This window comes from Pseudidiomarina homiensis (genome assembly GCF_003987225.1).
Classification (GTDB): domain Bacteria; phylum Pseudomonadota; class Gammaproteobacteria; order Enterobacterales; family Alteromonadaceae; genus Pseudidiomarina; species Pseudidiomarina homiensis.
On sequence record NZ_PIPX01000002.1, the window covers coordinates 349360 to 372947 of the forward strand.

The 23588-nt window shown below is 50.9% G+C and carries 24 protein-coding genes and 2 tRNA genes; 9 read left to right on the forward strand and 17 right to left on the reverse strand.

Going from position 1 to position 23588, the window contains the following annotated elements:
- Positions 1-3 precede the first annotated feature (3 nt).
- Entirely contained in the window at positions 4-240 is a 237-nt protein-coding gene (locus CWI70_RS10665) for a SlyX family protein (RefSeq protein WP_126773556.1), read from the reverse strand.
- Positions 241-328: 88 nt separating this feature from the next.
- On the opposite strand from CWI70_RS10665, the gene fkpA reads away from it, so the two are divergent.
- Complete coding sequence (gene fkpA / locus CWI70_RS10670) at positions 329-1117, forward strand: FKBP-type peptidyl-prolyl cis-trans isomerase (RefSeq protein ID WP_126773558.1); 789 nt, start codon at positions 329-331, stop codon at positions 1115-1117.
- Positions 1118-1169: 52 nt separating this feature from the next.
- Here the strand turns inward: fkpA and rsd are convergent, their stop codons facing one another.
- Positions 1170-1640: a sigma D regulator gene (gene rsd / locus CWI70_RS10675; protein ID WP_126773560.1), complete on the reverse strand. Its 471-nt coding sequence runs from the start codon at positions 1638-1640 to the stop codon at positions 1170-1172.
- 89 nt (positions 1641-1729) lie between these two features.
- On the opposite strand from rsd, the gene nudC reads away from it, so the two are divergent.
- The 4 genes from nudC to CWI70_RS10695 all read left to right on the forward strand — a co-directional run bounded on the left by nudC (position 1730) and on the right by CWI70_RS10695 (position 8030).
- Positions 1730-2551, forward strand: a complete 822-nt coding sequence (gene nudC / locus CWI70_RS10680; RefSeq protein ID WP_126773562.1) for an NAD(+) diphosphatase — start codon at positions 1730-1732, stop codon at positions 2549-2551.
- A gap of 60 nt (positions 2552-2611) precedes the next feature.
- A complete protein-coding gene (gene hemE / locus CWI70_RS10685) occupies positions 2612-3676 on the forward strand; it encodes a uroporphyrinogen decarboxylase (protein WP_126773564.1) in 1065 nt (354 codons plus the stop codon).
- Positions 3677-3870: 194 nt separating this feature from the next.
- On the forward strand, positions 3871-4920 hold the full coding sequence (locus CWI70_RS10690) for an efflux RND transporter periplasmic adaptor subunit (protein WP_241967886.1): 1050 nt from the start codon (positions 3871-3873) through the stop codon (positions 4918-4920).
- Positions 4921-4922: 2 nt separating this feature from the next.
- On the forward strand, positions 4923-8030 hold the full coding sequence (locus CWI70_RS10695) for an efflux RND transporter permease subunit (RefSeq protein ID WP_126773568.1): 3108 nt from the start codon (positions 4923-4925) through the stop codon (positions 8028-8030).
- Between the two features lie 7 nt (positions 8031-8037).
- Here the strand turns inward: CWI70_RS10695 and CWI70_RS10700 are convergent, their stop codons facing one another.
- From CWI70_RS10700 to rsgA, 3 genes are read right to left on the reverse strand one after another with little or no spacing between them, the layout of a single operon-like run.
- Positions 8038-8766, reverse strand: coding sequence for a glycerophosphodiester phosphodiesterase (locus CWI70_RS10700; protein WP_126773570.1), 729 nt, complete (start codon positions 8764-8766; stop codon positions 8038-8040).
- Positions 8767-8768: 2 nt separating this feature from the next.
- On the reverse strand, positions 8769-9599 hold the full coding sequence (gene asd, locus CWI70_RS10705; RefSeq protein ID WP_126773721.1) for an archaetidylserine decarboxylase: 831 nt from the start codon (positions 9597-9599) through the stop codon (positions 8769-8771).
- A gap of 32 nt (positions 9600-9631) precedes the next feature.
- On the reverse strand, positions 9632-10699 hold the full coding sequence (gene rsgA, locus CWI70_RS10710; RefSeq protein WP_126773572.1) for a small ribosomal subunit biogenesis GTPase RsgA: 1068 nt from the start codon (positions 10697-10699) through the stop codon (positions 9632-9634).
- A 147-nt stretch (positions 10700-10846) separates the two neighbouring features.
- Between rsgA and orn the strand changes: the two genes are divergently transcribed.
- The 3 genes from orn to CWI70_RS10725 all read left to right on the forward strand — a co-directional run bounded on the left by orn (position 10847) and on the right by CWI70_RS10725 (position 11671).
- Positions 10847-11398: an oligoribonuclease gene (gene orn, locus CWI70_RS10715; protein WP_126773574.1), complete on the forward strand. Its 552-nt coding sequence runs from the start codon at positions 10847-10849 to the stop codon at positions 11396-11398.
- Positions 11399-11492: 94 nt separating this feature from the next.
- Positions 11493-11568 (forward strand) — tRNA-Gly (locus tag CWI70_RS10720).
- A gap of 27 nt (positions 11569-11595) precedes the next feature.
- A tRNA-Gly gene (locus tag CWI70_RS10725) sits at positions 11596-11671 on the forward strand.
- 5 nt (positions 11672-11676) lie between these two features.
- On the opposite strand, the gene dgcN is transcribed toward CWI70_RS10725, so the two are convergent.
- Positions 11677-12684, reverse strand: coding sequence for an N-acetyltransferase DgcN (dgcN, locus tag CWI70_RS10730; protein WP_126773576.1), 1008 nt, complete (start codon positions 12682-12684; stop codon positions 11677-11679).
- Between the two features lie 90 nt (positions 12685-12774).
- Positions 12775-13677: a LysR family transcriptional regulator gene (locus CWI70_RS10735; RefSeq protein ID WP_126773578.1), complete on the reverse strand. Its 903-nt coding sequence runs from the start codon at positions 13675-13677 to the stop codon at positions 12775-12777.
- Between the two features lie 97 nt (positions 13678-13774).
- On the opposite strand from CWI70_RS10735, the gene CWI70_RS10740 reads away from it, so the two are divergent.
- Positions 13775-14434 carry a 4'-phosphopantetheinyl transferase family protein gene (locus CWI70_RS10740; RefSeq protein WP_157980897.1) on the forward strand — a complete coding sequence of 220 codons (660 nt, stop codon included), beginning with the start codon at positions 13775-13777 and terminating at the stop codon, positions 14432-14434.
- Here CWI70_RS10740 and CWI70_RS10745 read toward each other — a convergent pair.
- From CWI70_RS10745 to CWI70_RS10790, 10 genes are read right to left on the reverse strand one after another with little or no spacing between them, the layout of a single operon-like run.
- Positions 14414-14848, reverse strand: coding sequence for an excinuclease ABC subunit A (locus CWI70_RS10745; RefSeq protein ID WP_126773582.1), 435 nt, complete (start codon positions 14846-14848; stop codon positions 14414-14416). The genes CWI70_RS10740 and CWI70_RS10745 overlap by 21 nt on opposite strands.
- A gap of 34 nt (positions 14849-14882) precedes the next feature.
- Complete coding sequence (locus tag CWI70_RS10750; protein ID WP_126773584.1) at positions 14883-16115, reverse strand: beta-ketoacyl-ACP synthase; 1233 nt, start codon at positions 16113-16115, stop codon at positions 14883-14885.
- Positions 16115-16843, reverse strand: a complete 729-nt coding sequence (locus CWI70_RS10755; RefSeq protein ID WP_126773586.1) for a 3-ketoacyl-ACP reductase FabG2 — start codon at positions 16841-16843, stop codon at positions 16115-16117. Before CWI70_RS10755 ends, CWI70_RS10750 begins: the two co-directional genes overlap by 1 nt.
- Positions 16836-17294: a hotdog family protein gene (locus CWI70_RS10760; RefSeq protein ID WP_126773588.1), complete on the reverse strand. Its 459-nt coding sequence runs from the start codon at positions 17292-17294 to the stop codon at positions 16836-16838. Before CWI70_RS10760 ends, CWI70_RS10755 begins: the two co-directional genes overlap by 8 nt.
- Complete coding sequence (locus tag CWI70_RS10765; RefSeq protein WP_126773590.1) at positions 17278-18501, reverse strand: beta-ketoacyl-ACP synthase; 1224 nt, start codon at positions 18499-18501, stop codon at positions 17278-17280. Before CWI70_RS10765 ends, CWI70_RS10760 begins: the two co-directional genes overlap by 17 nt.
- Complete coding sequence (locus CWI70_RS10770; RefSeq protein WP_126773592.1) at positions 18501-19094, reverse strand: DUF3261 domain-containing protein; 594 nt, start codon at positions 19092-19094, stop codon at positions 18501-18503. Before CWI70_RS10770 ends, CWI70_RS10765 begins: the two co-directional genes overlap by 1 nt.
- Positions 19079-20332 carry an NAD(P)/FAD-dependent oxidoreductase gene (locus tag CWI70_RS10775; RefSeq protein WP_126773594.1) on the reverse strand — a complete coding sequence of 418 codons (1254 nt, stop codon included), beginning with the start codon at positions 20330-20332 and terminating at the stop codon, positions 19079-19081. The genes CWI70_RS10770 and CWI70_RS10775 overlap by 16 nt, the downstream gene beginning before the upstream one ends.
- A gap of 12 nt (positions 20333-20344) precedes the next feature.
- Positions 20345-22630, reverse strand: a complete 2286-nt coding sequence (locus tag CWI70_RS10780) for an MMPL family transporter (protein ID WP_126773596.1) — start codon at positions 22628-22630, stop codon at positions 20345-20347.
- Positions 22614-23180, reverse strand: a complete 567-nt coding sequence (locus CWI70_RS10785; RefSeq protein ID WP_126773598.1) for an outer membrane lipoprotein carrier protein LolA — start codon at positions 23178-23180, stop codon at positions 22614-22616. The genes CWI70_RS10780 and CWI70_RS10785 overlap by 17 nt, the downstream gene beginning before the upstream one ends.
- Positions 23177-23587, reverse strand: a complete 411-nt coding sequence (locus CWI70_RS10790; protein WP_126773600.1) for an acyl-CoA thioesterase — start codon at positions 23585-23587, stop codon at positions 23177-23179. The genes CWI70_RS10785 and CWI70_RS10790 overlap by 4 nt, the downstream gene beginning before the upstream one ends.
- Position 23588 lies beyond the last annotated feature (1 nt).

Below are 23588 nucleotides of genomic sequence, written 5' to 3' on the forward strand. Positions count from 1 at the left end.
AGCTTAGTAGTGCGGCGGGACTTCGTCGGCTGGATCGTTGGCCTGTTGGTCGTCACTGCGCTCTTGCAGTTGTTGCAAGCGTTGCCCTAACAACTTCATTTTATGTTCGAGACGATGGAGCTGGTCCGATTGCTGAATGACAAGTTGGTTAAGTGTTTCAATGGTGTCGTCTTGAAACGCCATGCGACTCTCGAGATCAGCCAGTTGTGTGAGGATTGTGTCAGAGTGTTGCTCAGGCATAGGCAAAGGCCCCTGTTTATGTGTAGTATAGGAATGCAACGCATTAGACCTTGTTAACAGCAAGAATTCAATCTTGGAGTAGAAAGGAATGAGTTATTTAAAGAAAACCTTTGCGGTTAGTCTTGTTGCCCTTGCCATCACAGGGTGTACGCAAGAAAAGCAAGAAGCTTATCCGGTCAGCGAGAAAGCTCCGACCGAAGAGCAAGCGAAGATGGCTTATGCATTGGGCGCTTCAGTGGGCACCTTTGTCGGTAACAACCTTGATGAACAAGACAAAATGGACATGGTGCTTGACCGTAACTTGGTGATCGCTGGGTTTGTTGACTCACTTAAGGACACGTCAAAGCTGACCGAAGAAGAAACCGAGCAATTGTTGACTGCGATGCAGCAGCAGTATACCGAAACCAAGACCGCTACCTTAGGAGCTGAATCCAAGGCCGAAGGTGACGCTTATCGCGCCGAGAATGCCCAGAAAGAGGGCGTAATGGTGACTGAGTCTGGGTTACAGTATGAAATCCTTGCAGAAGGTGAAGAAGGTGGCAAGCAGCCAGTTGCTGAGGATATCGTCGAAGTTCATTACGAGGGCACCTTAGTCGACGGTACTGTTTTCGACAGCTCAATTGAGCGTGGCGAGCCAGCAGTATTCCCACTGAATCGCGTTATTCCTGGTTGGACTGAAGGCGTTCAGTTGATGAGCGTGGGTGATAAGTTCCGCTTCGTTATTCCACCAGAACTTGCGTATGGTGATCGCGAAGTAGGTGGTGGTACTATCCCGCCGAAATCCACCCTAATCTTTGAAGTTGAGCTGATCGACGTTAAAGATAAACCTGAGCAACCAAAAGCTGACGTTGAAGTTGAAGCTGAAGGCGGCGAGTAAGTCGCTCGCAATGCTTAACTAAAAACGCCGCTCTTGGGAGCGGCGTTTTTGTTTAGAGTAAGCGGTACTGCTCCAGCGCATGAAGTAGTCGGTCTTCAAATTCCATACGCAATTCTAATGCCTCGCCAAGCGAAGAGAGTTCACGGTCAAACCCATTAAGATGATTGTCATCATCCAAATCGCCATAGTGATCGTTAAAGTCTAAGGCGATTTCAGTGGTATCGCTGATGAGCGGGAAAACTTCGTCGGCAAGTTCTTGGGTAACTTGAGGAGCATCTTGACAGTTTGAAATGATTTGTTCGTACACTTCAAAGTGGCCAGCCGACACATAATCCATGAGTAAACCGCAGAAACTGCGAATATCCGGTAAGGCTGGAAGCGCTTGATTGTCACGTTCATAAGGCGGTAACCCAGCGAGTTTAAAATACTCGATTAACAAGGCTTGGCGTTCATGTAGCCATGTATCCACCGCTTTGTGGGCTCCCCCCCAGCGTTGTTTGGCTTCTTGTTGGCGCTTCAGCATGGCTTACTCCTAGTGTTATGCTTACCGTCAATCTACCGATGATGTTAAGCTTACGTCAATAGTTTTTACTTTACCGATAAATGGCTGTTATGACAAAACCTTATCAACGCCCCTCAGCAGACGAACCCGCTTGGTGGTTCATTTGCTCCGCAGGTGAACTAACGCTCGATAATGATGACCTACCGCCCCATGGCCGTCTGCAAGATTTACCTATGCCCGAGCTTGATGATTATCAAGTGGTTTGGTTGGGCGAGTTAAGGGAACGCAGTTGTTATCTGGTGGTAGCGGACTTAAATGATGATGCGTTTAGTGCGCTGGGCGAATTTAAATCGCTGCGGCCACTCGTGGCAGCTCAGGATGAAGCGCTATTTATGATGGCGTCGCGGGCCAAACAAGTGACCGAATTTTTAACTACGCATCGCTACTGTGGTCGGTGTGGTACGCGAATGCAGGCGGTAGACTGGGAATTAGCTATGCAGTGTCACGCCTGTCAGCATCGCTGTTACCCGCGCATTTCACCGTGCATTATCGTGGCTATTCGCAAAGGCGATAAGATTTTGCTCGCACGCGGTGAGCGGCACCGTCCCGGTTTGTATTCGGTGCTCGCAGGCTTTGTTGAGGCTGGTGAAAGTCTTGAGCAAACGTTGGCCCGTGAAGTCATGGAAGAAGCCGGCATCGAAGTGAAGAATCTGCAGTACGTTTGCAGTCAGCCATGGCCGTTTCCGAATTCGTTGATGATGGGCTTTACTGCTGAATGGGCGGCTGGGGACTTACATTTTGACCCATTTGAGTTAGAAGACGGTGATTGGTACAGCTTTGACGCACTGCCTGACATCCCACTCCCCGGCACCATTGCCCATAATTTGATCCAGGCCGTAAAAGCGCAAATAGATCGAGAATCCTCTGCTTGAGGCTGGTAGAATACGGCCTTTCATTTTTAAGTCGCCCAGCTAGATAGGTAATCAAACGTCATGAGCACTTTGCAAAACGATCTGTATTTACGCGCGCTGTTGCGTGAACCCACTGAACGCACTCCTATTTGGATGATGCGTCAAGCGGGACGTTATTTGCCGGAGTATCGCGAAGTGCGTAAACAAGCCGGTGACTTTATGGCGCTGTGTAAGAATGCTGAGCTTGCTTGTGAAGTGACGTTGCAACCCCTGCGGCGCTTTCCGCTTGATGCTGCAATTCTGTTTTCAGATATTTTGACGATCCCTGATGCAATGGGTTTGGGTTTGTATTTTGAAGCTGGCGAGGGGCCGAAGTTTGAACGCCCTGTGCGCGATCTTGCTGCCATCAGTAAGTTGGGTGTTCCTGACCCGGAACAAGAACTTGGCTATGTGATGAATGCGGTGCGTACGATTCGTCGTGAGCTAAACGGCAAGGTGCCGTTAATTGGCTTTTCTGGCAGTCCGTGGACGTTAGCAACTTACATGGTTGAGGGTGGTAGTACCAAGAACTTCAGCCAGGTGAAAAAGCTAATGTTTGCTGAGCCGCAAGCGATGCACATGCTACTAGACAAGCTTGCTCAGTCGGTAACTAGTTACCTTAATGCTCAGATAGCCGCTGGCGCGCAGGCAGTGATGATTTTCGACACCTGGGGTGGCGTTCTTAGCCCACGGGACTACCGTGAGTTTTCGCTGCGTTACATGCAGCAAATCGTGCAGGGTTTGACCCGTGAAGCTGATGGTCGTCGGGTGCCGGTAACACTGTTTACTAAAAATGGCGGCGCCTGGTTACCGGAAATGGCAGCGACAGGAGCTGACGCACTGGGTGTCGACTGGACCACGGATATGGGAACCGCCCGAGCCTTGGTGCAAGACAAAGTGGCTTTGCAAGGCAATATGGACCCAAGCATGTTATACGCCTCACCAGCGCGTATTGAAGAAGAAGTGGCAACTATTCTAGCTAGCTACGGCCATGGCACTGGGCATGTTTTTAACCTTGGTCATGGAATCCATCCTGAAGTTGACCCTGAGCACGCCGGGGCATTTATTGAAGCGGTACATAAGCTTAGCCCTGCTTATCATCGTTGATTTGCGATAGACCTCTAAGATTCGGCGGTAAGCGGGGCTACCGCCGATGATCCTCACGTTACAATAACGCCATACTTTAACAAGCGCGTTGTTTGCTATTTGCTGTTCGCTATTTGTTTTAAACCAACAGCAAACATCGAACAGCAAAGAGCGCTCTTTGCGTAAAGCACTCGCACCTCAAGGAGTAACTGGCGGTGGCAAAATTCTTTAATCCAATCACATTGGTGGTTCTGTTATTAGTCGTTGCGGCAGGCTATTTTAGCTTCTTTCATGAGCCTGTTATCGAGGAACAAAGGCAACAACAGGCCGTTCCGGTAAAAGTTACCGAAGCCAAGGTTCAGCCTTTTCGCGACATTATTGAAGCGCTAGGCACAGCACAGGCAAATGAGTCGGTGGTGATTACGGCGCAGACCCAAGAAAAAGTCACGGCAGTCCACTTTAGCGATGGGCAAACGGTTGAAGCTGGTGATTTATTGGTTGAGCTCGACGCTCGTGAAGAACTTGCTCGCGTTCAAGAGCTCAAGTTTCGTCTTGCCGAAGCCAATCGACAGTATCAACGGTTACAAGACCTGCGTAAGCAAAATGCCGCCTCAGCGCAACAAGTGGAAACGCAAGATGTGGTGGTTAAAGAAATTGTTGCGGAGCTGGAAGTTGCTGAAACACAACTAGCACAGAAGTATATCACGGCCCCCTTTGACGGCCGTCTAGGTATTCGCCAGATCAGTGTCGGCTCGCTGGTAAGTCCCGGAGAGCAAATAACGACTCTAGACGATATCACGCCAATTAAACTCGACTTTAGTGTGCCGGAATTGTTTTTTGCCAGCTTAGCGGTGGGGCAACAAGTTACGGCGCGCAGTGGTGCTTATCCAGAACGTGACTTTACCGGCATCATTCGTAGTATTGATTCACGTGTTGACCCGCTAACACGCTCTATTATGGTTCGCGCCGAAGTCCCTAATGAAGAAGGCCTATTGCGTCCAGGGATGTTGCTGCGGGTGCAGTTGTTGCGCAGTGTCGACGACGTATTGCAACTGCCAGAACGTGCGGTGGTGCCTCTAGATACTCGCCACTTTGTTTATGTTGTCGATGAAAACAATATTGCAAATGAGCGTCAAATCACCATCGGTCGTCGTAAACCAGGCGTCGTCGAGGTGACTTCGGGAATTGAGCCGGGTGAGCGTGTGGTTGCTGATGGTTTGGTCCGCATGCGTGATGGCATCGCCGTTACCATCAAGGAGGACTAACAATGTTGCTCTCTGATGTGTCGGTCAAACGCCCGGTCTTTGCAACGGTCGTTAATATTCTCTTGATTGTCTTTGGTATCGTGTGTTTTACCATGCTGCCATTGCGTGAGTACCCGGATATCGACCCGCCAGTCGTATCGATCGATACCAGCTACCCAGGCGCCTCGGCAGAGATTGTCGAAACTCAAATTACGCAACTTATTGAAGACCGTATTAGCGGTATCGAAGGCATCAAAAATATTAGTTCGAGTAGCCGTAATGGCCGCTCGCGTATCACCATCGAATTTACCCTAAGCCGTGATGTTGATGCTGCTGCCAATGATGTTCGAGATCGCGTATCCAGAGTTGCAGATAATTTACCTGAACAAGTTGATCCGCCAGAAGTTTCGAAAGCAAATTCGGATGAATCCACGGTGGTTTGGTACAACCTCCGTAGTGAAAACTTAAGTATTTTGGAGCTTACGGATTATGCTGACCGCTATATCGTTGAACGGCTCTCGGTCGTTGATGGTGTCGCCCGCGTCAACTTGGGCGGCGAGCGGCGCTATGCGATGCGAGTATGGCTTGACCGTGAAGCCATGGCCGCACGGGGAATTACCGTAAGCGATATTGAAAGTCGACTCCGTTCCGAGAACGTTGAGTTGCCAGCCGGCGAAGTCGAGTCACTCGATCGTGAATTCACCGTGCGGGTCGCGCGAACGTACCTCACCCCAGAGCAATTTAACCTGTTAACGATTGCTCGTGGCGATAACGGTCAACTGGTGCGTTTAGGCGAAGTTGCACGTATTGAAATGGGCTCTGAGGACGACAAAACCGAGTTCCGCGGCAATGGTATTAATATGATCGGTATTGGCGTGATCAAACAATCGAAAGCGAATACGCTTGAGGTTGTTGAAAACGTACGCCGTGAAATCGAGACGATTGCACGAACCTTGCCAGAGTCGATGATCATGGTGCCAAGCTATGATTCGTCGATTTTCATTAAAGGTTCGATTGACGAGGTGTATAACACCTTGGGTATTGCGATGGCCTTGGTGGTCGTTGTGATTTATTTATTCCTCGGGAATGTTCGAGCAACCCTGATTCCGGCGTTGACGGTACCAGTGGCAATCATCGCGTCCTATATTGCACTTTTTGCCATGGGTTTTTCGGTGAATTTGTTGACCCTCCTTGCACTTGTGCTCGCGATTGGTTTGGTGGTCGACGATTCTATCGTTGTCTTGGAAAATATTTATCGCCGTGTGGAATCTGGTGAGCCGCCATTGTTAGCTGCGTATCGAGGGGCCCGAGAAGTCGGCTTCGCGGTGGTGGCGACAACGTTGGTGTTGATTTCGGTATTCGTACCCTTAGCTTTCTTAGATGGCAATATTGGTCAGTTATTCACGGAGTTCGCCTTAGCCATCGCGGCAGCAGTCCTCTGCTCTAGTATTGCCGCATTAACTTTGTCGCCGATGCTTAGCTCGAAGATTCTACGTCGTCGTGAACGCACTAGCCGTTTTGGCAAGGCGGTTGATGGCTTCTTCAATTGGGTCGAAGCTGGCTATGCGCGCGTGTTGCAACGTACCTTAGCGTATCCATGGCTGGCGATAGTGCTGGTGGTGTTCGCTAGTATTGTTTCCTACAACTTGCTGAAATTGGTACCGCAGGAATTTGTACCACCAGAAGATCGCGGGACATTCTTTGTCATGGTACGCAGCGCGGAAGGCGCGAGTTTCGAGTCTAATGCCGAGCACATGCGGGAAATTGAAGCACTACTCCTGCCTTATCTCGACGAAGGGAAAATTGACCGTCTCCTTGTTCGTTCGCCTGGCTGGGGCAACTCGGCTGGTATTGCTATCGTTGGGGCTGTTCCCTTTGCGGATCGTGAGTGGAGCACCTTTGAGTTGATGGACGAGGTAAGTGAAAAACTCAATCAAGTGGCGGGTGTTCGTGGCTTTGCCTTTATGCGTAGTGGGATCTCCGGCGGTAATGGCCGCCCAGTACAGTTTGTTTTACAAGGTAATACTTATGAAGAACTTGCTGCGTATCGCGATATCGTCATTGATGAGGCAGCGAAGAATCCGAACTTACTCGAGCTCGATAGTGATTTTAAACAAACGTTGCCGCAATTATTAATCAAGATTGACCAAACACGAGCGGCTGACCTCGGTGTTTCGGTGGGCGATATCGGACGTACACTTGAGACCATGCTTGGTGAACGTCGGGTAACGACGTATCTCGATCGAGGCGAAGAGTATGACGTTATTCTTGAAGGTGAGCGCAGTGACTATCGCTCACCGTCGGCGATTGATCAGATCTATGTACGGTCGGATGCGACGGGGCAATTAATCCCGCTGTCGAACCTAGTAACGGTAGAGGAACAAGCGACGGCGGGGGTTCTCAACCGCTACAATCGTATGCGTAGTATTACCATCGAGGCCAATCTTGCCGAAGGATACTCGCTCGGCGATGCATTGGCTTACCTGGAAAACATCGTACAGGAGAAGTTGCCTGATGATGTTTCGATTGATTACAAAGGTGAGTCACAACTCTATCAAGAAAGCGGCAGTTCAGTGATTTTTGTGTTTGTTCTCGCGCTGGTGGTGGCCTATTTGGTTTTGGCAGCGCAGTTCGAGAGCTTTATTCACCCATTGGTCATCATGCTAATGGTTCCAGTAGCCATTCTGGGGGCCGCAGTGGGGCTGTACTTTACTGATTTGACGCTCAACATCTACAGTCAAATCGGGATTGTTATGCTGATTGGTTTGGCGGCAAAGAACGGTATCTTAATCGTCGAGTTTGCCAACCAATTGCGCGATGCTGGTTATAGTTTTGACGACGCAGTAGTCCGCGCTTCGCAACAGCGTTTGCGCCCTATTGTGATGACGGCATTTACCACGTTAATGAGTGCGGTACCGTTGATTCTTGGCAGTGGTCCCGGCGCGGAAAGCCGCATGGTGATCGGTACGGTGATTTTCTGTGGGGTCGCTTTGTCGGCGTTCTTAACTATCTTTGTGATTCCGGCGCTGTACTCAGTGTTGGCGCGCAAAACCACATCGCCACTGGCACTTACGCATGAACTTGATGCCTTAGAAAAGCAATACCCACATCACAAAGGTGACGTGAACTAACAGTTCATTAGTCAAGGTGCCAAGTCTCGTGGGCCTGCATAGGCAGGCCCGCGATAACGTTACGCGCAGCAACGGGGTGATTGGTAAAAATACCATCGACCCCCATCGTGTGTAGATCTTTCATGTCTTCCGGCTCATCAACCGTAAACACAAAAACACGCAGTCCACGATGGTGGGCGTCTTGCACAAATTCAGGATTCACAAAATCTACATCAATATGAACTGACCAAGCGTTAAGTTGGCTAGCGAACGCTGCATAGTCGAGCGGACACGAGGTGGTCAACGCCCCAATGCGCTGTTCTGGATGATCTTCTTTGAGCTGGCGTAACCAGTGATGATTAAAGCTCGATACGACGATCTGCTCGGAATCAAAGTTACTGTGTTTAACCGCATGGCGTAGATGTCGGGTTAACCCGCGGGTGATATCAGCACCTTTGAGCTCAATGTTGACCATGCAGCGGCCAGCAACAAATTCAAGTGCTTCGGTAAGCGTTGGCACCGGCTGTTGCCCAAAAACTTTTAATTTGCGAACTTGCTCTAGAGTTAAGTCTTGTAGGCGGCCAGGGTGGGCAGTTAGTCGTGCAAGGTAGCGGTCGTGAAAGACAATCCACTCATCCTGTAACGGATAAACGTCAAGCTCGATGCCATCGACACCGGCATCAAGGGCACGCCCGAAGGCCGTCAGTGTATTCTCTGGGGCCTCAAAGCTCGCTCCTCGATGGGCAAGAACCAACATAATTAGTCGTCACGCTCGCCGAGAATGTCGCCCATCCGTGTGACGCTTCCAGCTTCTAATGAGTCGGCAAAATCAATAGCGTCCTCTGGAAAGGTGAGCACCACTGTTGAGCCTAATTTGAAGTGGCCCATTTCTTCACCTTTGGCGATGCGAATAGCCTGATCACCGCTCGCAGGATACTCCCAGCTGTGGATGTGTTTGCCAGTTGGTGGCGTCACCGTGCCTGCCCAAACGGTGCCAATACTTGCAACGATGGTTGCGCCCACGAGAACCATGGCGAACTTACCAAACTCGCCGTCAAAAATAGCGACGACGCGCTCGTTCCGCGCAAATAAGTTAGGAACATTGGCAGCAGTAAGAGGATTAACTGAAAACAGGTCACCCGGAACGTACACCATTTTACGTAACACACCATCACACGGCATATGAATCCGATGGTAGTCTTTCGGCGCTAGGTAAATGGTCGCAAACTTACCGTTCTTATACGGGTGGGCATCACGTGGGTCACCGCCTAAAAGTTCGGTAAGACTGTAATCGTGGCCTTTTGCTTGGAAAATACGGCCATCTTCGATGTCACCGAGTTGACTAACGGCACCATCAACCGGCTGCGCAAACTGATGCTCGGCCGCTTTCAGTGGACGTAACTCAGGCTTCAAATGACGGGTAAAAAAGTCATTGAAAGTTTTATAGGCGCTCGGGCTTTCATGTACCGCTTCGCTCATATCGATCTTGTAGGTGCGAATAAACCAGCGAATAAAAAGCTGAGTGAACCAGCCTGCACGCGCGCTAGCAAACTTACCTACTAAGCGCGATAACGCGTGTTTTGGCGTCATGTATTGCGCTTTAATCTTTACTTCGTCCCAACTCACTTTTTACTACCTCGTGGCATTGCTCGCGATGGCTTGGTACTCGCCATCGATTCGATAATCTTGTGGAAATTGTACAACCGAAGTGGATGTAATTCACCTGTTTCCGCTGCTTCTTGCAGGGCACATCCTGGGTCTTGCGGTTGATGCTTGCAGTCGCGAAATTTACAGCGCCCTAGGAATGGCCTGAAGTCGATGAAGCACCAAGCAACGCGATTTTCGTCAAGGTGCCATAAGGCAAATTCACGGATGCCTGGCGAGTCGATAAGAAATCCGCCCTGTGGTAACGCGTAACGCGTTGCCACAGTGGTGGTATGTTGACCCAGACCAGAGTTGGTTGATATCGCCCCGACATCAGCATCAATCTCAGGCAGCAACGCGTTCACTAGTGAGGATTTACCCACACCGGATTGACCAACAACAATGGAAACATGATCTTGCAGCAACTTCTGGATCGTCTCCAGTCCCCCTTGAGTTTTGGCACTGGTCCGCACCACCTGATAGCCAATCGCCTCGTACATGGCGAGCGCCTGCTCGATTTCTGCCTGTATCGCGTCGGGCTGTTCACTTAGCAAGTCTGCTTTGTTAAGGACAATAACAGGCGTGATATCAATGTCTTCGCAAGCAACTAAATAGCGATCGATAATCTGCGTCGAAAATGCCGGGAGGACGCTGGAAATGATAAAAATTTGGTCAATGTTAGCCGCAACAGGCTTAACACCGTCATAGTAATCGGGCCGACTCAATAGCGACTTACGCTCTTGCACCGCTTCAATCACGCCTTGCTCACCACCTTCGGTCTGGCTGGTAAAACGGCGCCAAACCACTTCATCACCACAAACGAGGCTCTCGATGCTGCGACGAATGTGGCAACGAAAATGCGTATGACTCGTCTCAGCGGCGACAATAGCATGCTGACCAAAGCGACTAACAATCACGCCAGACTCAGCCGCACCAAGACTTGCGTCGTCCACCTCTTGCGTTAGCTCAACCTGTTGCAAACGTTTTTGCTGGTTGGCACGCATGCGGCGTAGTTGACCTTTATTTAATTTCCGGTGTTTACCCACAAGGCTCCTGTCTTGACTGGGACGTGTACTTTGTCTTGATCATACAATATTCTCGGCGAGAACGCCTGAACTGTTGTGCAAATTCACTTTCTTTCGCACAATAGGTAGGTATTGACGACACTTAGCATTTACCACAAAGGAAAGCTCATGGCCGCTAGCGCAGACCGTTTGATTTGGATAGACCTTGAAATGACCGGGCTGGTTCCCGAAGAAGACGTCATTATTGAGATCGCCACCATTGTCACCGATCAACACTTGCGAGTTTTGGCTGAGGGGCCGGTGGTAGCGGTACATCAATCAGCGGCAACACTGGCCAAAATGGATGACTGGAACACTCGCACGCATACTGCTTCAGGTTTGGTACAGCGGGTTCAGGATAGTGCTTTCGATAGCGCTGCGGCCGAGCAAATTACACTCGATTTTTTACAGCAGTGGTGCACACCTGGCAGTTCACCGATGTGCGGCAACAGCATTTGCCAAGATCGCCGTTTCTTAGCCCGTTACATGCCGAAGTTAGAAGCATTTTTTCACTACCGTAATCTCGATGTGAGTACGGTGAAGCAACTGGCAAAATATTGGGCTCCCGAAGTTGCTGCGGGCGTAAAAAAACAAGGAAGCCATACGGCATTAGCTGATATTCGAGAGTCGATTGAGGAATTGGAGCACTATCGTGCGCACTTTTTCGACATTCAGTCGTAATAAGCTGAAAAAGCGGTTGCAAAGCCTGCCGAATTCAGTAAAATTCGCCTCCGTTATCGCAATTGAACATCGATTGCGGCTAACCTGAAGTGATGCGGGAATAGCTCAGCTGGTAGAGCACAACCTTGCCAAGGTTGGGGTCGCGAGTTCGAATCTCGTTTCCCGCTCCAAACTTCACTTCAACCACCTTTCTTGATGCGGGAATAGCTCAGCTGGTAGAGCACAACCTTGCCAAGGTTGGGGTCGCGAGTTCGAATCTCGTTTCCCGCTCCAAATTTCTAATTTTCTTCAAGTTGATCGACAAGTGGTGCGACGCCATGACGAATCGGGTCGACGCACGGCAAACCTAGTTCTTGCTCAACCTGTCGACAATAATCTTGCGCTTCTGCTGCCGTTACCGATGACGTATTCACCGCAATGCCTATAACTTTCGCGTTAGGGTTCGTGACGCGAGCCATTTGTTCGTTTAAGGCGATGGTTTCGGTAAGCGATGGTAACGGACGGTTATCAATAGCACGCATACTGCTGCGGCCTAAGGCGTGGCAAACCACCAATGCGTCCGCCTGGGCGCCATGCAACAAGCCTAAACTTACACCGGCAAACGCTGGATGAAAAAGCGAGCCTTGCCCTTCAATAATGTCCCAATGATTCGCGGCATTAGCTGGCGCAAGCTCTTCGACGGCACCAGCGATGAAGTCGGCAACAACACAGTCAACGGCGATACCTTCACCAGCGACGAGAATGCCACTTTGTCCGGTCGCCCGAAACGTTGCAAGGATACCTCGCCGTTGCATTTCACGCGTGAGACTTAAACTGGTGTACATTTTACCGACTGAACAGTCAGTACCCACAGTAAGTACTCGCTTACCCTCGCGGCGATAGCCTTTACCAGTTTTTAAGCGTTTGGTTGGGTGACGAATATCAAGCAAGCGCACGTTACTCTGCGCCGCTGCGTTGACCAATTCTTCATAAGCGTTCAAACGGTCATGCAAGCCACTGATGATGTCCAAACCTGCGGCAATGGCCTCATGGATCATGGGTAACCACTGTTCGTCTAAGTGTCCGCCACTATTGGCAAAACCCAAAACTAAGCTACGCGCGCCAGCGGCAATACCTTCAGCAATGGTCATCGCGGGCATGCCTGTGGTAACTGTGCAGCCGTGGGAACGCACTTCGCCAACGCACTTTTCAGGACTCCAATCGGCAGCACTTTTTGCCATCTTGATGCTTAATGGATCAGTAGCGTGGCCGATGAAAAGCAAATAAGGGGTTTTGAGTTCTAGCATGCTGCGCTCCAATCAAGGTAGTTGCCAACTAGCTTAATGATTTAGGGAGCGATGACGAATGAAAGCTTGGCGATAAGGTATAACTTTTGGTTATACCTTTGTGTTAGGCCTGGTGTTGTCGATGCAAGTTCGCACTTCTTGAAGAAACTGCTGGGACAATTGGCTTAACGGCCGACTCTTTAAGTGCAGAGCACGGATAGGTACACGCAACTCAGGTTGGAGTTGGGCCACGCCAAGCGCAGGATCTGGATTGCCAAGCGCCGTTAAGTTATCCAGCGGACAAACGCCTAGACCTTTGGCAACCAAGCGCGCCGCAACGTAGTAGGTGTCTACTTGCAGTTGGCTTTGCGGTTGAATACCGAGGCCCTGCAATTGTTGCCAAATTAATTGCCCAACGGGACCGCTGTCGCCGATCCCGATCAGCGGATAGTCAGCCAATTCAGCAAGCTTAATGCGCTGCGGGCTTGCAGTTAAAAGTTGGCGGGGGTAAACCAGTACAATTGCCGTATCGGCAAGGTCTTGTGATTCAACCCCAGGAAAATTCGGTGAGGCAAACAGCAGCGCTAGCTCACACTGTCGCTCAACGAGCGCTTGCATGGCTTCGTCATTGTGAATGGTCTGAATCCGAAAGGCCACCTTGGGGTACCGCTGACTGAAGCGTGCGATCGCTTGCGGGATCACATCAAAGCCAAGGGCCGGCGTAATGGCGATATCGAGCAAGCCTTCGTCGTGCCGTTGTATATTATCAGCAAGTGTTTTTACGCTATGCAGCTGTCGATAAAGCTGTTCGACTTCCGGGAACAGCGCCTGAGCCTCGCTGGTGGGAATGAGCTTATTGTTAGCTCTGGTGAACAGCGCAAAGCCCAGTTGCTGTTCGGCATGGGCGAGGCTTTTCGACACTGCAGGCTGCGAAATATGCAAGATTTGGGCTGCTTGAGAGACCGAGCCCGTGGTATAAATAGCATGAAATACTTCGATGTGGCGTAAACGCATCGGCAACCTTTGTGTTATCAAGGCAAAGAACCCAATAGAGCTTCATTCTTGCACTGCAGCGCAACTGCGACAAGTACTAATCCAACGAGGACCACCTTTGATCTACATTGCCCATGGCTTTGCCATAGAACAGCTTGCGGCACCCTTACAGCCTTGGCTCTCCGCTAGTGAGCGCGAGCGGGCGCAGGGTTATGCGAGCCAGGCTAGGCAGTTGCAGTACCAGCTAGGCCGTAGCTTGCTGCGTTGGCTGGTGTGCAGCGTAACTGGCGTGGATGCTAGCGCAGTAACGATCGAACGACACAGTAGCGGCGCACCGTTGTTAACCATCGCTGCGTCGGAGGTCGCTTGCTCGATTAGCCATAAAGCGGACGCGGTGATGGTCGCATTTGGCGATGCCGATGCGTTGGGGATCGATGTGGAAACCATGAAGCGACGTAAGCGTCACGCAGAGCTTATCGACGAGTTTAGTGATGGCTTTATGAACGGGGTGGAAGTGCGCGACTTAACTACTTTTTACCAACGTTGGACGCTGGCAGAGTCGGTCACTAAAGCACGCCAAGGCAAATTGCTCGCCACGCTTCGCGAACCATTTATGGATTACGCCAACAGGGCGATTTTCCATACCGAGTTGGAGCACATGTTTTGTTGCTACGCAGCGCAGCGACAAACCACGGCAACCAAGGGTTTTCAGTGGTGGCAAGTCACCACCACTGATAGGCACTTGCTAACTCAGCAGTTAGTCTTCGAAACGAACTAGATCAGCCTTAAGCGCCGCGCCGGCGATAAAAGTACCAGCACCACATTGATACTCGGTACTACTGGCGAACTCGTTATGATCGTAGTTGGATTTGATGTTGACAACTGCATCATAACCGCCATTTTGCGCCGCATCTTGCAATACTTTCAACGCTGATAGCATCACCCAGCGACAGGCTTCTTCGTCGCTTTTATTAAAGGCATTGGTTTTGCGGCTGGTGGTTACTTCTTTACTTGCTTTGATTGTTGGATGTGCTTGTCCAGCAAAGAACATCGGCACGTCCAACAACGACTGTTTAGCGTCTTCAGAGGCCAACAGCTCATCTAACGGCAAGGTAAGGATGTCTTCACGCGCTTGCGCCGGTGTTGCGAAAAGTAATGTAAGCATAAACGCTAAGGCAAGTTTGCACTTCATGATATGTCCCTTTTAGTTATTTTTTGTTCCAGAATTAGTGATTCCAACGCTTAAAAATAAGCGATGTGTTAATACCACCGAAAGCAAAATTATTGCTCATAATGTAGTCAGTTTCTACTTTTTTTGGAGCACCAACAATATAGTCGAGTTGGCCGCACTCAGCATCGATGTTAACGAGGTTAATCGTTGGTGCGAACCAACCTTCGCGCATCATTTCAATGCTGGCCCATGCTTCAATGGCGCCACAAGCTCCTAGGGTATGGCCGAGGTAGCTTTTCAATGAGCTAATCGGCATACGTGCACCAAAGACCGCAGAGGTTGCTTGTGACTCGGCGATATCGCCGCGATCGGTGGCGGTGCCGTGAGCGTTGACATAGCCGATTGCTGCTGGCGCTAACTGCGCATCATCTAGGGCCTGGCGTATGGCAACTTCCATCGTTGCGGCGGTGGGTTGAGTGACATGAGCACCATCGGTGTTGGTACCAAAACCTACCAGCTCAGCATAGATCTTTGCGCCACGCGCTTGGGCATGTTCAAGCTCTTCAAGAATAAAGGTTCCGGCACCTTCGCCAATGACCAGACCATCACGATCACGGTCGAACGGCCGTGGAGTGCGCTCGGGCGTATCATTGCAGGTACTGGTGGCATAGAGGGTATCGAAGACCACGGCTTCAGACGGGCAAAGCGCTTCGGCGCCACCGGCGACCATCATTTGTTGTTGCCCATACTTGATGGCTTCGTAGGCATAGCCAATGGCTTGCGACGCAGACGTACAGGCCGAGCTGGTGGTATACATTCGCCCTTTGAGTCCAAAAAATACGCCAACATTCACCGCTGTGGTGTGCCCCATGCTTTTGATATAAGTTGTGGCGTTAACACCTGACATATCTTTGTTCGCAAGCATATTGCCAAACACAATCATTTCATCGGTTGAGCCGGTTGACGAGCCATAAGCCACGCCGCAACGACCATCCTGAATACTGGGGTCATCCAGTAGGCCAGCATCTTCGAGCGCTAGCTCACTGGCGCGGGTTGCCATAATGCTTACCGTACTCATGGAGCGAACGTCTTTGCGCGAGTAATGCTTGGGTTTTTTGAACGGCGGTTGGATAGGGGCTGCTAGTCGGGTGTTCAAACCGTCAAAGGCATTCCATTCAGGCATGTGAACCACGGCGTTGGTGCCAGCCAATAAACGCTCACGAAATTGCTGCCATGAATCACCAAAAGCGGTGATGCTTCCCATCCCTGTAACTACAACCCGTTTCATTAAACTAATCCACCATTAACTGAAAAAACTTGACGCGTAATGTACGCAGCGGAATCTTCGAATAAATACCCGACCAAACCGGCAACTTCTTCGGGCTTACCAGCGCGCTGCATCGGAATCATCGACAAAATATGATCCTGATGCTCTAAGGTATCGGTCATGTCAGTGTCAATGAGTCCTGGCGCGACACAATTTACCGTAATCTTGCGCTTGGCAAGCTCGAGTGCAAGTGCTTTGGTTGCACCAATTAATCCTGCTTTTGAGGCACTATAGTTTACTTGGCCGCGATTGCCAGCGATGCCTGAAACCGATGCAATGGTCACAATGCGACCCCCTTGACGCAAGCGAATCATCGGCATGGTCAAGGGTAAAAGTACATTGTAGAAACCGTCTAAATTAGTATGAATGACACTGTCCCAGTCGTCGTCAGTTAGGGCTGGAAAGGCGCCGTCACGGGTAATACCAGCGTTGCAAACGGCGCCATAGTAGGCGCCATGCTCAGCGATATCGGCCTCAATGGCAGTGCGGCTTGCGGCACGGTCAGCGACATCGAATTGCAATAAACTAGCGTGCTGACCAAGCGCTTCTACTGCGCGGCAAACTTGTTCGGCGGAGCTTTTATCACTGCGACAATGAATCGCAAGATCAAACCCTTGTTGCGCTAGTTTGAGCGCGATGGCTTTGCCGATTCCTTTCCCAGAACCGGTGACGAGTACACGTTTACTCATAGGTATCCTCAATAAATGCAGCCTCATCGGGCGGCTGAAATACATTAATCTTGGCGTTGGCAACAACCGTTTCGTGGTGTTTGATTTCACACTGAAAAACGCTCAGTCCAGAGCTTTCGGCGTGAATCTCGGCAACGTGAATACTATAGGTTTCGCCTAATGGAAAACGGTCAATTGCGCATTGATACTTTCGTGATCCTAACAAAAAGCCGATCTTGATGTCTTCGCCAGCACCACGGTTACGATAGCCCGCCGCCGCAGCAATACTCTGTGCCATGAGTTCAACCCCCACATGCGCAGGAAGTCCGCCCAGCTCGTCACGGTAGAACAGATTGTCAGTTGTGATGGTGACTTCGCAATGCGCCGTAGTCTCGACGCTATCGCCGTTAATGAAGCGGTCAATCAGACGCATGGGCGGTCGATGTTTAATGAGGTCAGTCAGTGCTGTCATTCGTTGTGCCTCCCACGTCGCTACGGCTAAAAATAAGTGCCACGTTATTGCCGCCAAACGCAAATGAATTGCTCAAACAGTGTTGGGCGCGGTGTTCGAGCTTACTGTCGCTAGTGACCAACGGTAGCTTTTCAATTGCATCGTCATAAACGCCATCATAACAATGCATAGGAAGCTGACCCTCGGTAGCGTTTAAAGTGAGCCAGCATAATGCCGCTTCGAGTGCACCAGCCGCGCCAAGGGTGTGACCAGTCAAAGGTTTCGTAGAGCTGGCGAAGGCATGGTTTAATTCTAATGACGCTAGGGCGCTTGCCTCCATTGCATCATTTAGCGGTGTTCCGGTGCCATGCAAATTGATGTAATCGATAGCCTGCGGTGCAAGGTTTGCTTGACGGAGTGCCGCGCTAATAGCGAGCTGTGCGCCGCGGCCATGCGGTTCTGGTGCCGTCATGTGATAAGCATCCGAAGCATGGCCAGCGCCACGAAGGCAAATCTGATCAGCTGCGTCAGCAAGAGGCTCACGTGTAGCAATGAAAAAGGCGGCGGCTTCACCAATGTTGATGCCATCACGCTGCTTGCTAAACGGCTGACATAAACCCGCCGAGGTTGATTCCAACGCTCGAAAACCGTTTAAGGTTAAGCGACAGAGTGAATCGACCCCGCCGACAATCACGGCGTCTGCGAGACCACTGGTGAGAATTTCCCGCGCGCTCATCAAAGCCCGTGCACTCGAGGAGCAGGCAATGGATATACTGTAGCGAGGTCCACTGACGCCACAGTACTGCGCGATAAAATCAGCTGGCGCGGCCATTTCTTGCATGCTGTAATGAAAACTGTCGGGTAACTTTTGCTGTTCTGTGTAGTGTTTCAACGCTTGCTCGCCCTCAGCTATGCCGGAGGTGCTGGTGCCGACGATGACCGCAACACGTTCTGCGCCAAACTGTGCTTTACAATTCTCGATTGCGCTGCGCAGGTCCGTGAGCGCAGCTGCCGCTAATTGATTGTTGCGGGTCTGATAGTTGGGCGGCATTGCTGCTAAAGATGGCAATTGCTCGTCCGCAACTTGGCCAACAATAATGGGTGTGCCGTCGACCAACGGGAAGTTGCTCGTTTGCATCCCGAGTTGACTGCCGCGCACGGCATTTTGCCATACCTCGTGCGGGTTATTCCCCAGCGCGCAAATAACACCCAGATGGTTTAAGTACATCACTTTTGCTCTCCTTCAAGAGCGGGGAACTCTAACATTTCTAGGCTGAGTTGGCGCAGTTTGATGCGATAACCAAAGGCGAGATGCTCAACCAGCATACCGTTATCGTGAAAACTCAGGCGCCATAGGATCGCTCCGGTCGGTGAACTCAGCAAACGGCCATTGTCAGTTACCTGCAGCGACGCACCATGCAGATTGGGTTGCAAGCGATCGACAGGCCAATTCACCAGTTGCAGGGTGGCGAGCATTTGTTTGATTAAACGCGGGTCATCAAATGGCGCGATGCCACTAGCAGTAAACCGCCCCGAGGCATCAAGAGCGGCACGCCACAATTCCTGTCCTAGTGGACTTAGACCCACCATGGTGAGGCCTTTGGCGCTGCGGGCGCTGCTCACTTGCAACGTGTGTTGCCCTTGCGCAGGATGTGACCATTCGACCAGCATCAATTCTTGTTGCGCTGGGCCAGGCCAATGATTTACGAGCTCAAGTCCAGCCTGCTCGCTGATCGGCGTCCAAAGTGGTGATTGCGGCGGGGTGGCTTGGCAGCCCACAAGCATGAAGAGCGCGAATAAAAGCGTTAAGATTCTTGGCATAACTCGGTCACCACCTTTAAGCGCCGCTCGCTTTCGCGGACAAATGGATTCTGCAAATCCCACGCGTATCCTGCCAAAATTGAGCAAATCATTTGCTTGATTGTCGCTTGTTGGTGCGGATAAAAAATCACGTCTTGAAACGAACAATCGTACCAACCTTTTACGTAGGTGCGAAAGGTATCGATGCCTTTGCGCAAGGGCGAGCTGAACTCTTGTTGCCAGTCGACCGTTTCGCCGTTAAGTTCACGTAATACCAGCGGCACCGCCATAATCGCTGATTTCAGGGCGATGGTAACGCCTGATGAGAAGACCGGATCAAGAAACTCTCCGGCGTTGCCGAGCAAGGCGTAACCCTTGCCATGCAACTGTTTTACATTGGCCGAGTAACCAGTGATGATTTGCTCATCGCGAACCACGTCACAGTCACCGAGCACTTCGAGCAAATAGGGTTCATCCTGTACTTTACGCCACAAAGCGGCTTTCGCATTGTCATCGTCAGCAAAAAAGCGCTCACTGCCAACCACCCCTAAACTTGCCGTGCCGTCGGCAAATGGGATTAGCCAATACCAGATCTCCGGATTGGTTGGGTGCACCGTAATGAGAATTTTATTACGGTCAAAAGTTGGATGCTCAAGTTCCGTTTTGACATGGCAGAAGGCTGCTTGGCGGACTGGAAAGTCGGATGGATACTCTAAGTCAAGTAGGCGTGGTAGTACCCGTCCAAACCCACTGGCATCGAGCAAAAAGGCACAAGTGAGCTCGAGTTGTGCGTCATCCGCTAGGTTGCGTAGTTTAACGCAATGCTTGCCGTCATCTTGCAGTGCTACTTGTTCGACTTGCATGCCATGTTGAACCTCTGCACCGTAAGCCGCTGCTTGTTGGATGAGCAATTGATCGAATTTTTCGCGTTTGACTTGAAAAGTAGTGCCGGGACCAGTTGATGACTTTTCGCGAAAATCAAATACGGTATGCTCCCCGCCACGGTAAAAAGCGGCGCCGTCTTTGAATTGAAAACCAAGTTCTTGTGCGTGTTGCTCAACGGTGTCACGAAGCCCCGCCTGTTCCAAATACATCATGCATTGCGGCAACAGGCTCTCGCCAATTGAAAAGCGCGGGAACTGCTGCCGTTCGAGGACCAGCACTTTTTTATTTGCTTGTGCGAGCATGGCCGCGGCAGCGGCACCGGATGGGCCTGCGCCGATGATGATGACGTCGTAATGAGAGTGAGCTAAAGACACGCGTATCTTCCTTTACACTGAATGAGTCGAGTTTGCTGGTGTCAGCAGCGGTACAAGTACCGCTGTGATGGCAACACCAATAAGTACGGTAACACCGAACGAAGCAATGGCTGCTGTTTGGCTAAAACTAAGTGCACCAAAAGCGAACATGGTCGTCAACGCTGAAATACTGATCGCCTGCAGCGCATGCGCACGGTGTATCCGACTGGCGCAAAAAATGCCGTAATCGATACCAAGAACGATGACTAACATCGCGCCGACGAAGTGAAATGCATTTAATGGCTGCCAAAGCGCTGCAATTGCTAAGGCACTGCTTAGTGCGGTAATGATAATCGCACTTACTTGCAGGCTAGCGAGATAGCGTTGTTGCCGACGAATATAGGGTAAGCGCCAACTTAAGACGATGAACAGCAATAAGACCAGCGCCATCATCCACTGCATAAGTTGGCTGCGATAATGGCCTAAAGCCTCGCTCGCTTGGGTTAAAGGACTAAAGACCTCAACGCCATGAAGTGCCGCTATGGCTTGGGTAAAGTCATTATTGGTGGTACTTCCGCGTAATCTGATCACCCCGACAACGGGCTGTTCAGCTTCTGCGGAGCTATAAAAGAAGTTCTCGTACAGAGGGTGAGCCTTGGGTGGTTGTTGATCGCTCGAGAGTTTCGCTTGCGGCGGTTGAATTCCCAGCCAAGCGAGGTAGTTCTGGCCTGCGGGTTGTTGCCATAGCTGCGCTAAAGCGTCGCTCACTTGCTGCTGTTGTTGCGGCGTGGGGACATAATCGAACCAACTCTGCCAGCTGGTGAGCCAGCCTTGCTGTTGCCAGTCGACAAGACGTTGATGAACCCGCGCATAGCGTTGATACAGCTCATCCATATTTGTGGCTTTTATCAAGATGACTTCTGAATCATAAAAGGCCTGCGTTTGTTCACGCATGTCTTGTTCTTGTGCGAGCAATGATTCACTTGATGTTGCCAATAATTGGACGGCGTCGTCGCTGCGATACGTCTGCCATGCTGCAATCGAGCAGGTGATGGCAAGGACAACAAGAATGATGCTGCCGGTACGGGGTGCAACTTGTTGGTAGCTGCGTGCGACCTTGTGGTGCAACTGTTGCCAGCGCAAAGTTGTCGGTTTGGTTAAACCAAGCTCTGGAATAAGTAACACTAGTCCAGTAACACTAACCAACGCAGCCGCCATAAACACGCCAAGCTGCTGTAGTAACGGCAGTGATAATAGCGTTAGTAAAAGAAAGCCGACAATCGTTGTAGTTGCGCCGAGCAGCAAGGCTGGCACCACTTGCTGCCAGTTGCTTTTGCCATGGCTGGCGCCAATGCTCGCGTGGAACACATAATCAATGCATAGGCCAATCAAAGTGGTGGCAAAAACCAACGTTAGAACGTGGGGCGAGCTAAAACACCACATGACCGCGGTGACGCCGACGAGGGTCGACACGCCTACGACCACCAAGCTGTAGAGCAAGTGCAGCAAAGAGCGAAACACGCACCATAGCAAAATAAGCACAAACGCTAAGGACAAGCCGCCAAACCAAGTCATCTCGTGTTTTGCTTGGGTAGCTGCTGCGTCGGTGTGAAACACCAAACCACTGCGAATGACTTTATGTGGGATTGCGGTTGCCGTTAACGCGCTGAGCAGCTGTTCGGTGTGCGCCACAACCGTGCGCGAGTGCTCTTGACTCAGCGTGTCGGCTTTACTCTGCAATGCCACCACAATGTTTGTGTGCGTAGTCGAGTGACGAACATAAAGAGGTCCCTCTGCAGCAAAATTAGGTAACGGCTCGGGTAATGCCTCGACCAAGCGTTGACTGAGCAATAATGGGTCTTGTTGGATGTCGACCCATAGCGGCAACGGCTGCTGTAGTCGCTGTTGTGCGTATTGGATAAGCTGTTGCGGATTTTCGCGCAGCGTCGTCAGGTCACTCGGCGAGGCCCATTGCCCAGCGTATTCGGCGTAGATCGAGACAATTGCCTGGGCATCCAGCTGTTGCAGGGGCTGAATCTCAGCTTCACTACCCGTTAACTGTGCAAGTTCTTTGCGTAACGCAGCGGCAAATGCTGCGAAGTCGTCGTTGGCGACTGTAAACAACAACATGAAGCGTTGTTCGTTCGGTTGTTGATGGGCCATGTAAACTTGCTGCGCAGGATCAGCTTCTTGTGGCAGCGTATCGAGCAAACTGCTTTGCCAGGACACCGCAGGCAAGCGCAGCCAGAACAAGCCAGCGGCGAGCAGGACGACGATAGCGATGCTTAACCATGCGGCAAATTTAGTGCGTATCCACACCGTTATGGGCCTCATAGTGGAAGGTGATAGAGCTACGATTGCCTTGTTGTTCGATGAGTTGAATGCGCTCAATGGAGCTGTTACCGCAGCTTTCAATGTCTTGTACAAATTGCTGCAGTTGCTCTAATTTGGGCGTTAAGGTCAAACAGTCAGCGGCAAGTTGCACTGAAAAATTCTTATCGATCGCTTCGGCGTCGCCCTGTAAAACGGCGAGAAGGAGTTGTGCAATCACAGCACTACCGCGCATTGCCGTTTCGCCATCAGGCTGGATACCTGTCGCTGTGATCACCAGTCGTTGGTCTAACGGCTCCTTGGTATGCCACACCACTTTATCGGCGGCGACTGTTAAGGTGCCAGAACTCAGCAAAGCACGCGGTAACCCCTGGATCGTGCGTTGTTGTTCGAAGTCGACGGCAAAAGGCAATGGCTGCTGTTGCTGCTGCAAAAATGCAAGTACTTCCGGCGCTAATGGTTGCTCGTTGGCGTGCGCACATGAGCTCCACAGCAGCGCGCCGATGATGAGAGTGCGAAGTAGGACACTCGGGGTCATGAGCGCTGTACTCCTAATTTATCGAACAATATATCGGGTGACTCGAAGAGCATTTCTTCACTAGCAATATCGACCGCGACCTGAATACTTGTTGCCTTGGTGAGGACTTTTTGCGTATCACAACAACGAATCACATAGTCAATACGTAGGCGATGCTCCCACTCGGTGAGTTTGGCGATGACCTCAATGTCCTGGCCATAGCGTGCTGAAGCGACATATTTAAGGCGCAAATCAACAATCGGCCATAGGTGACCATTGGCCTTCATAGTGGGGTAATCATAGTCGAATTGACGCAAGAGCTCGCTGCGAGCCATCTCCATGTACTTAACGTAATGACCGTGCCACACCACATGCATAGCATCGACGTCAAAAAATGGCACATTAATTTTTAAGCGCGCTTCAAACATG

Coding starts and splice junctions, on each gene's coding strand:
- CWI70_RS10665 (WP_126773556.1), bottom strand. CDS start 240: ATGCCTGAGCAACACTCTGACACAATCCTCACACAACTGGCTGATCTC.
- fkpA (WP_126773558.1), top strand. CDS start 329: ATGAGTTATTTAAAGAAAACCTTTGCGGTTAGTCTTGTTGCCCTTGCC.
- rsd (WP_126773560.1), bottom strand. CDS start 1,640: ATGCTGAAGCGCCAACAAGAAGCCAAACAACGCTGGGGGGGAGCCCAC.
- nudC (WP_126773562.1), top strand. CDS start 1,730: ATGACAAAACCTTATCAACGCCCCTCAGCAGACGAACCCGCTTGGTGG.
- hemE (WP_126773564.1), top strand. CDS start 2,612: ATGAGCACTTTGCAAAACGATCTGTATTTACGCGCGCTGTTGCGTGAA.
- CWI70_RS10695 (WP_126773568.1), top strand. CDS start 4,923: ATGTTGCTCTCTGATGTGTCGGTCAAACGCCCGGTCTTTGCAACGGTC.
- CWI70_RS10700 (WP_126773570.1), bottom strand. CDS start 8,766: ATGTTGGTTCTTGCCCATCGAGGAGCGAGCTTTGAGGCCCCAGAGAAT.
- asd (WP_126773721.1), bottom strand. CDS start 9,599: ATGACGCCAAAACACGCGTTATCGCGCTTAGTAGGTAAGTTTGCTAGC.
- orn (WP_126773574.1), top strand. CDS start 10,847: ATGGCCGCTAGCGCAGACCGTTTGATTTGGATAGACCTTGAAATGACC.
- dgcN (WP_126773576.1), bottom strand. CDS start 12,684: ATGCTAGAACTCAAAACCCCTTATTTGCTTTTCATCGGCCACGCTACT.
- CWI70_RS10735 (WP_126773578.1), bottom strand. CDS start 13,677: ATGCGTTTACGCCACATCGAAGTATTTCATGCTATTTATACCACGGGC.
- CWI70_RS10745 (WP_126773582.1), bottom strand. CDS start 14,848: ATGAAGTGCAAACTTGCCTTAGCGTTTATGCTTACATTACTTTTCGCA.
- CWI70_RS10750 (WP_126773584.1), bottom strand. CDS start 16,115: ATGAAACGGGTTGTAGTTACAGGGATGGGAAGCATCACCGCTTTTGGT.
- CWI70_RS10755 (WP_126773586.1), bottom strand. CDS start 16,843: ATGAGTAAACGTGTACTCGTCACCGGTTCTGGGAAAGGAATCGGCAAA.
- CWI70_RS10760 (WP_126773588.1), bottom strand. CDS start 17,294: ATGACAGCACTGACTGACCTCATTAAACATCGACCGCCCATGCGTCTG.
- CWI70_RS10765 (WP_126773590.1), bottom strand. CDS start 18,501: ATGTACTTAAACCATCTGGGTGTTATTTGCGCGCTGGGGAATAACCCG.
- CWI70_RS10770 (WP_126773592.1), bottom strand. CDS start 19,094: ATGCCAAGAATCTTAACGCTTTTATTCGCGCTCTTCATGCTTGTGGGC.
- CWI70_RS10785 (WP_126773598.1), bottom strand. CDS start 23,180: ATGACCCCGAGTGTCCTACTTCGCACTCTCATCATCGGCGCGCTGCTG.
- CWI70_RS10790 (WP_126773600.1), bottom strand. CDS start 23,587: ATGTTTGAAGCGCGCTTAAAAATTAATGTGCCATTTTTTGACGTCGAT.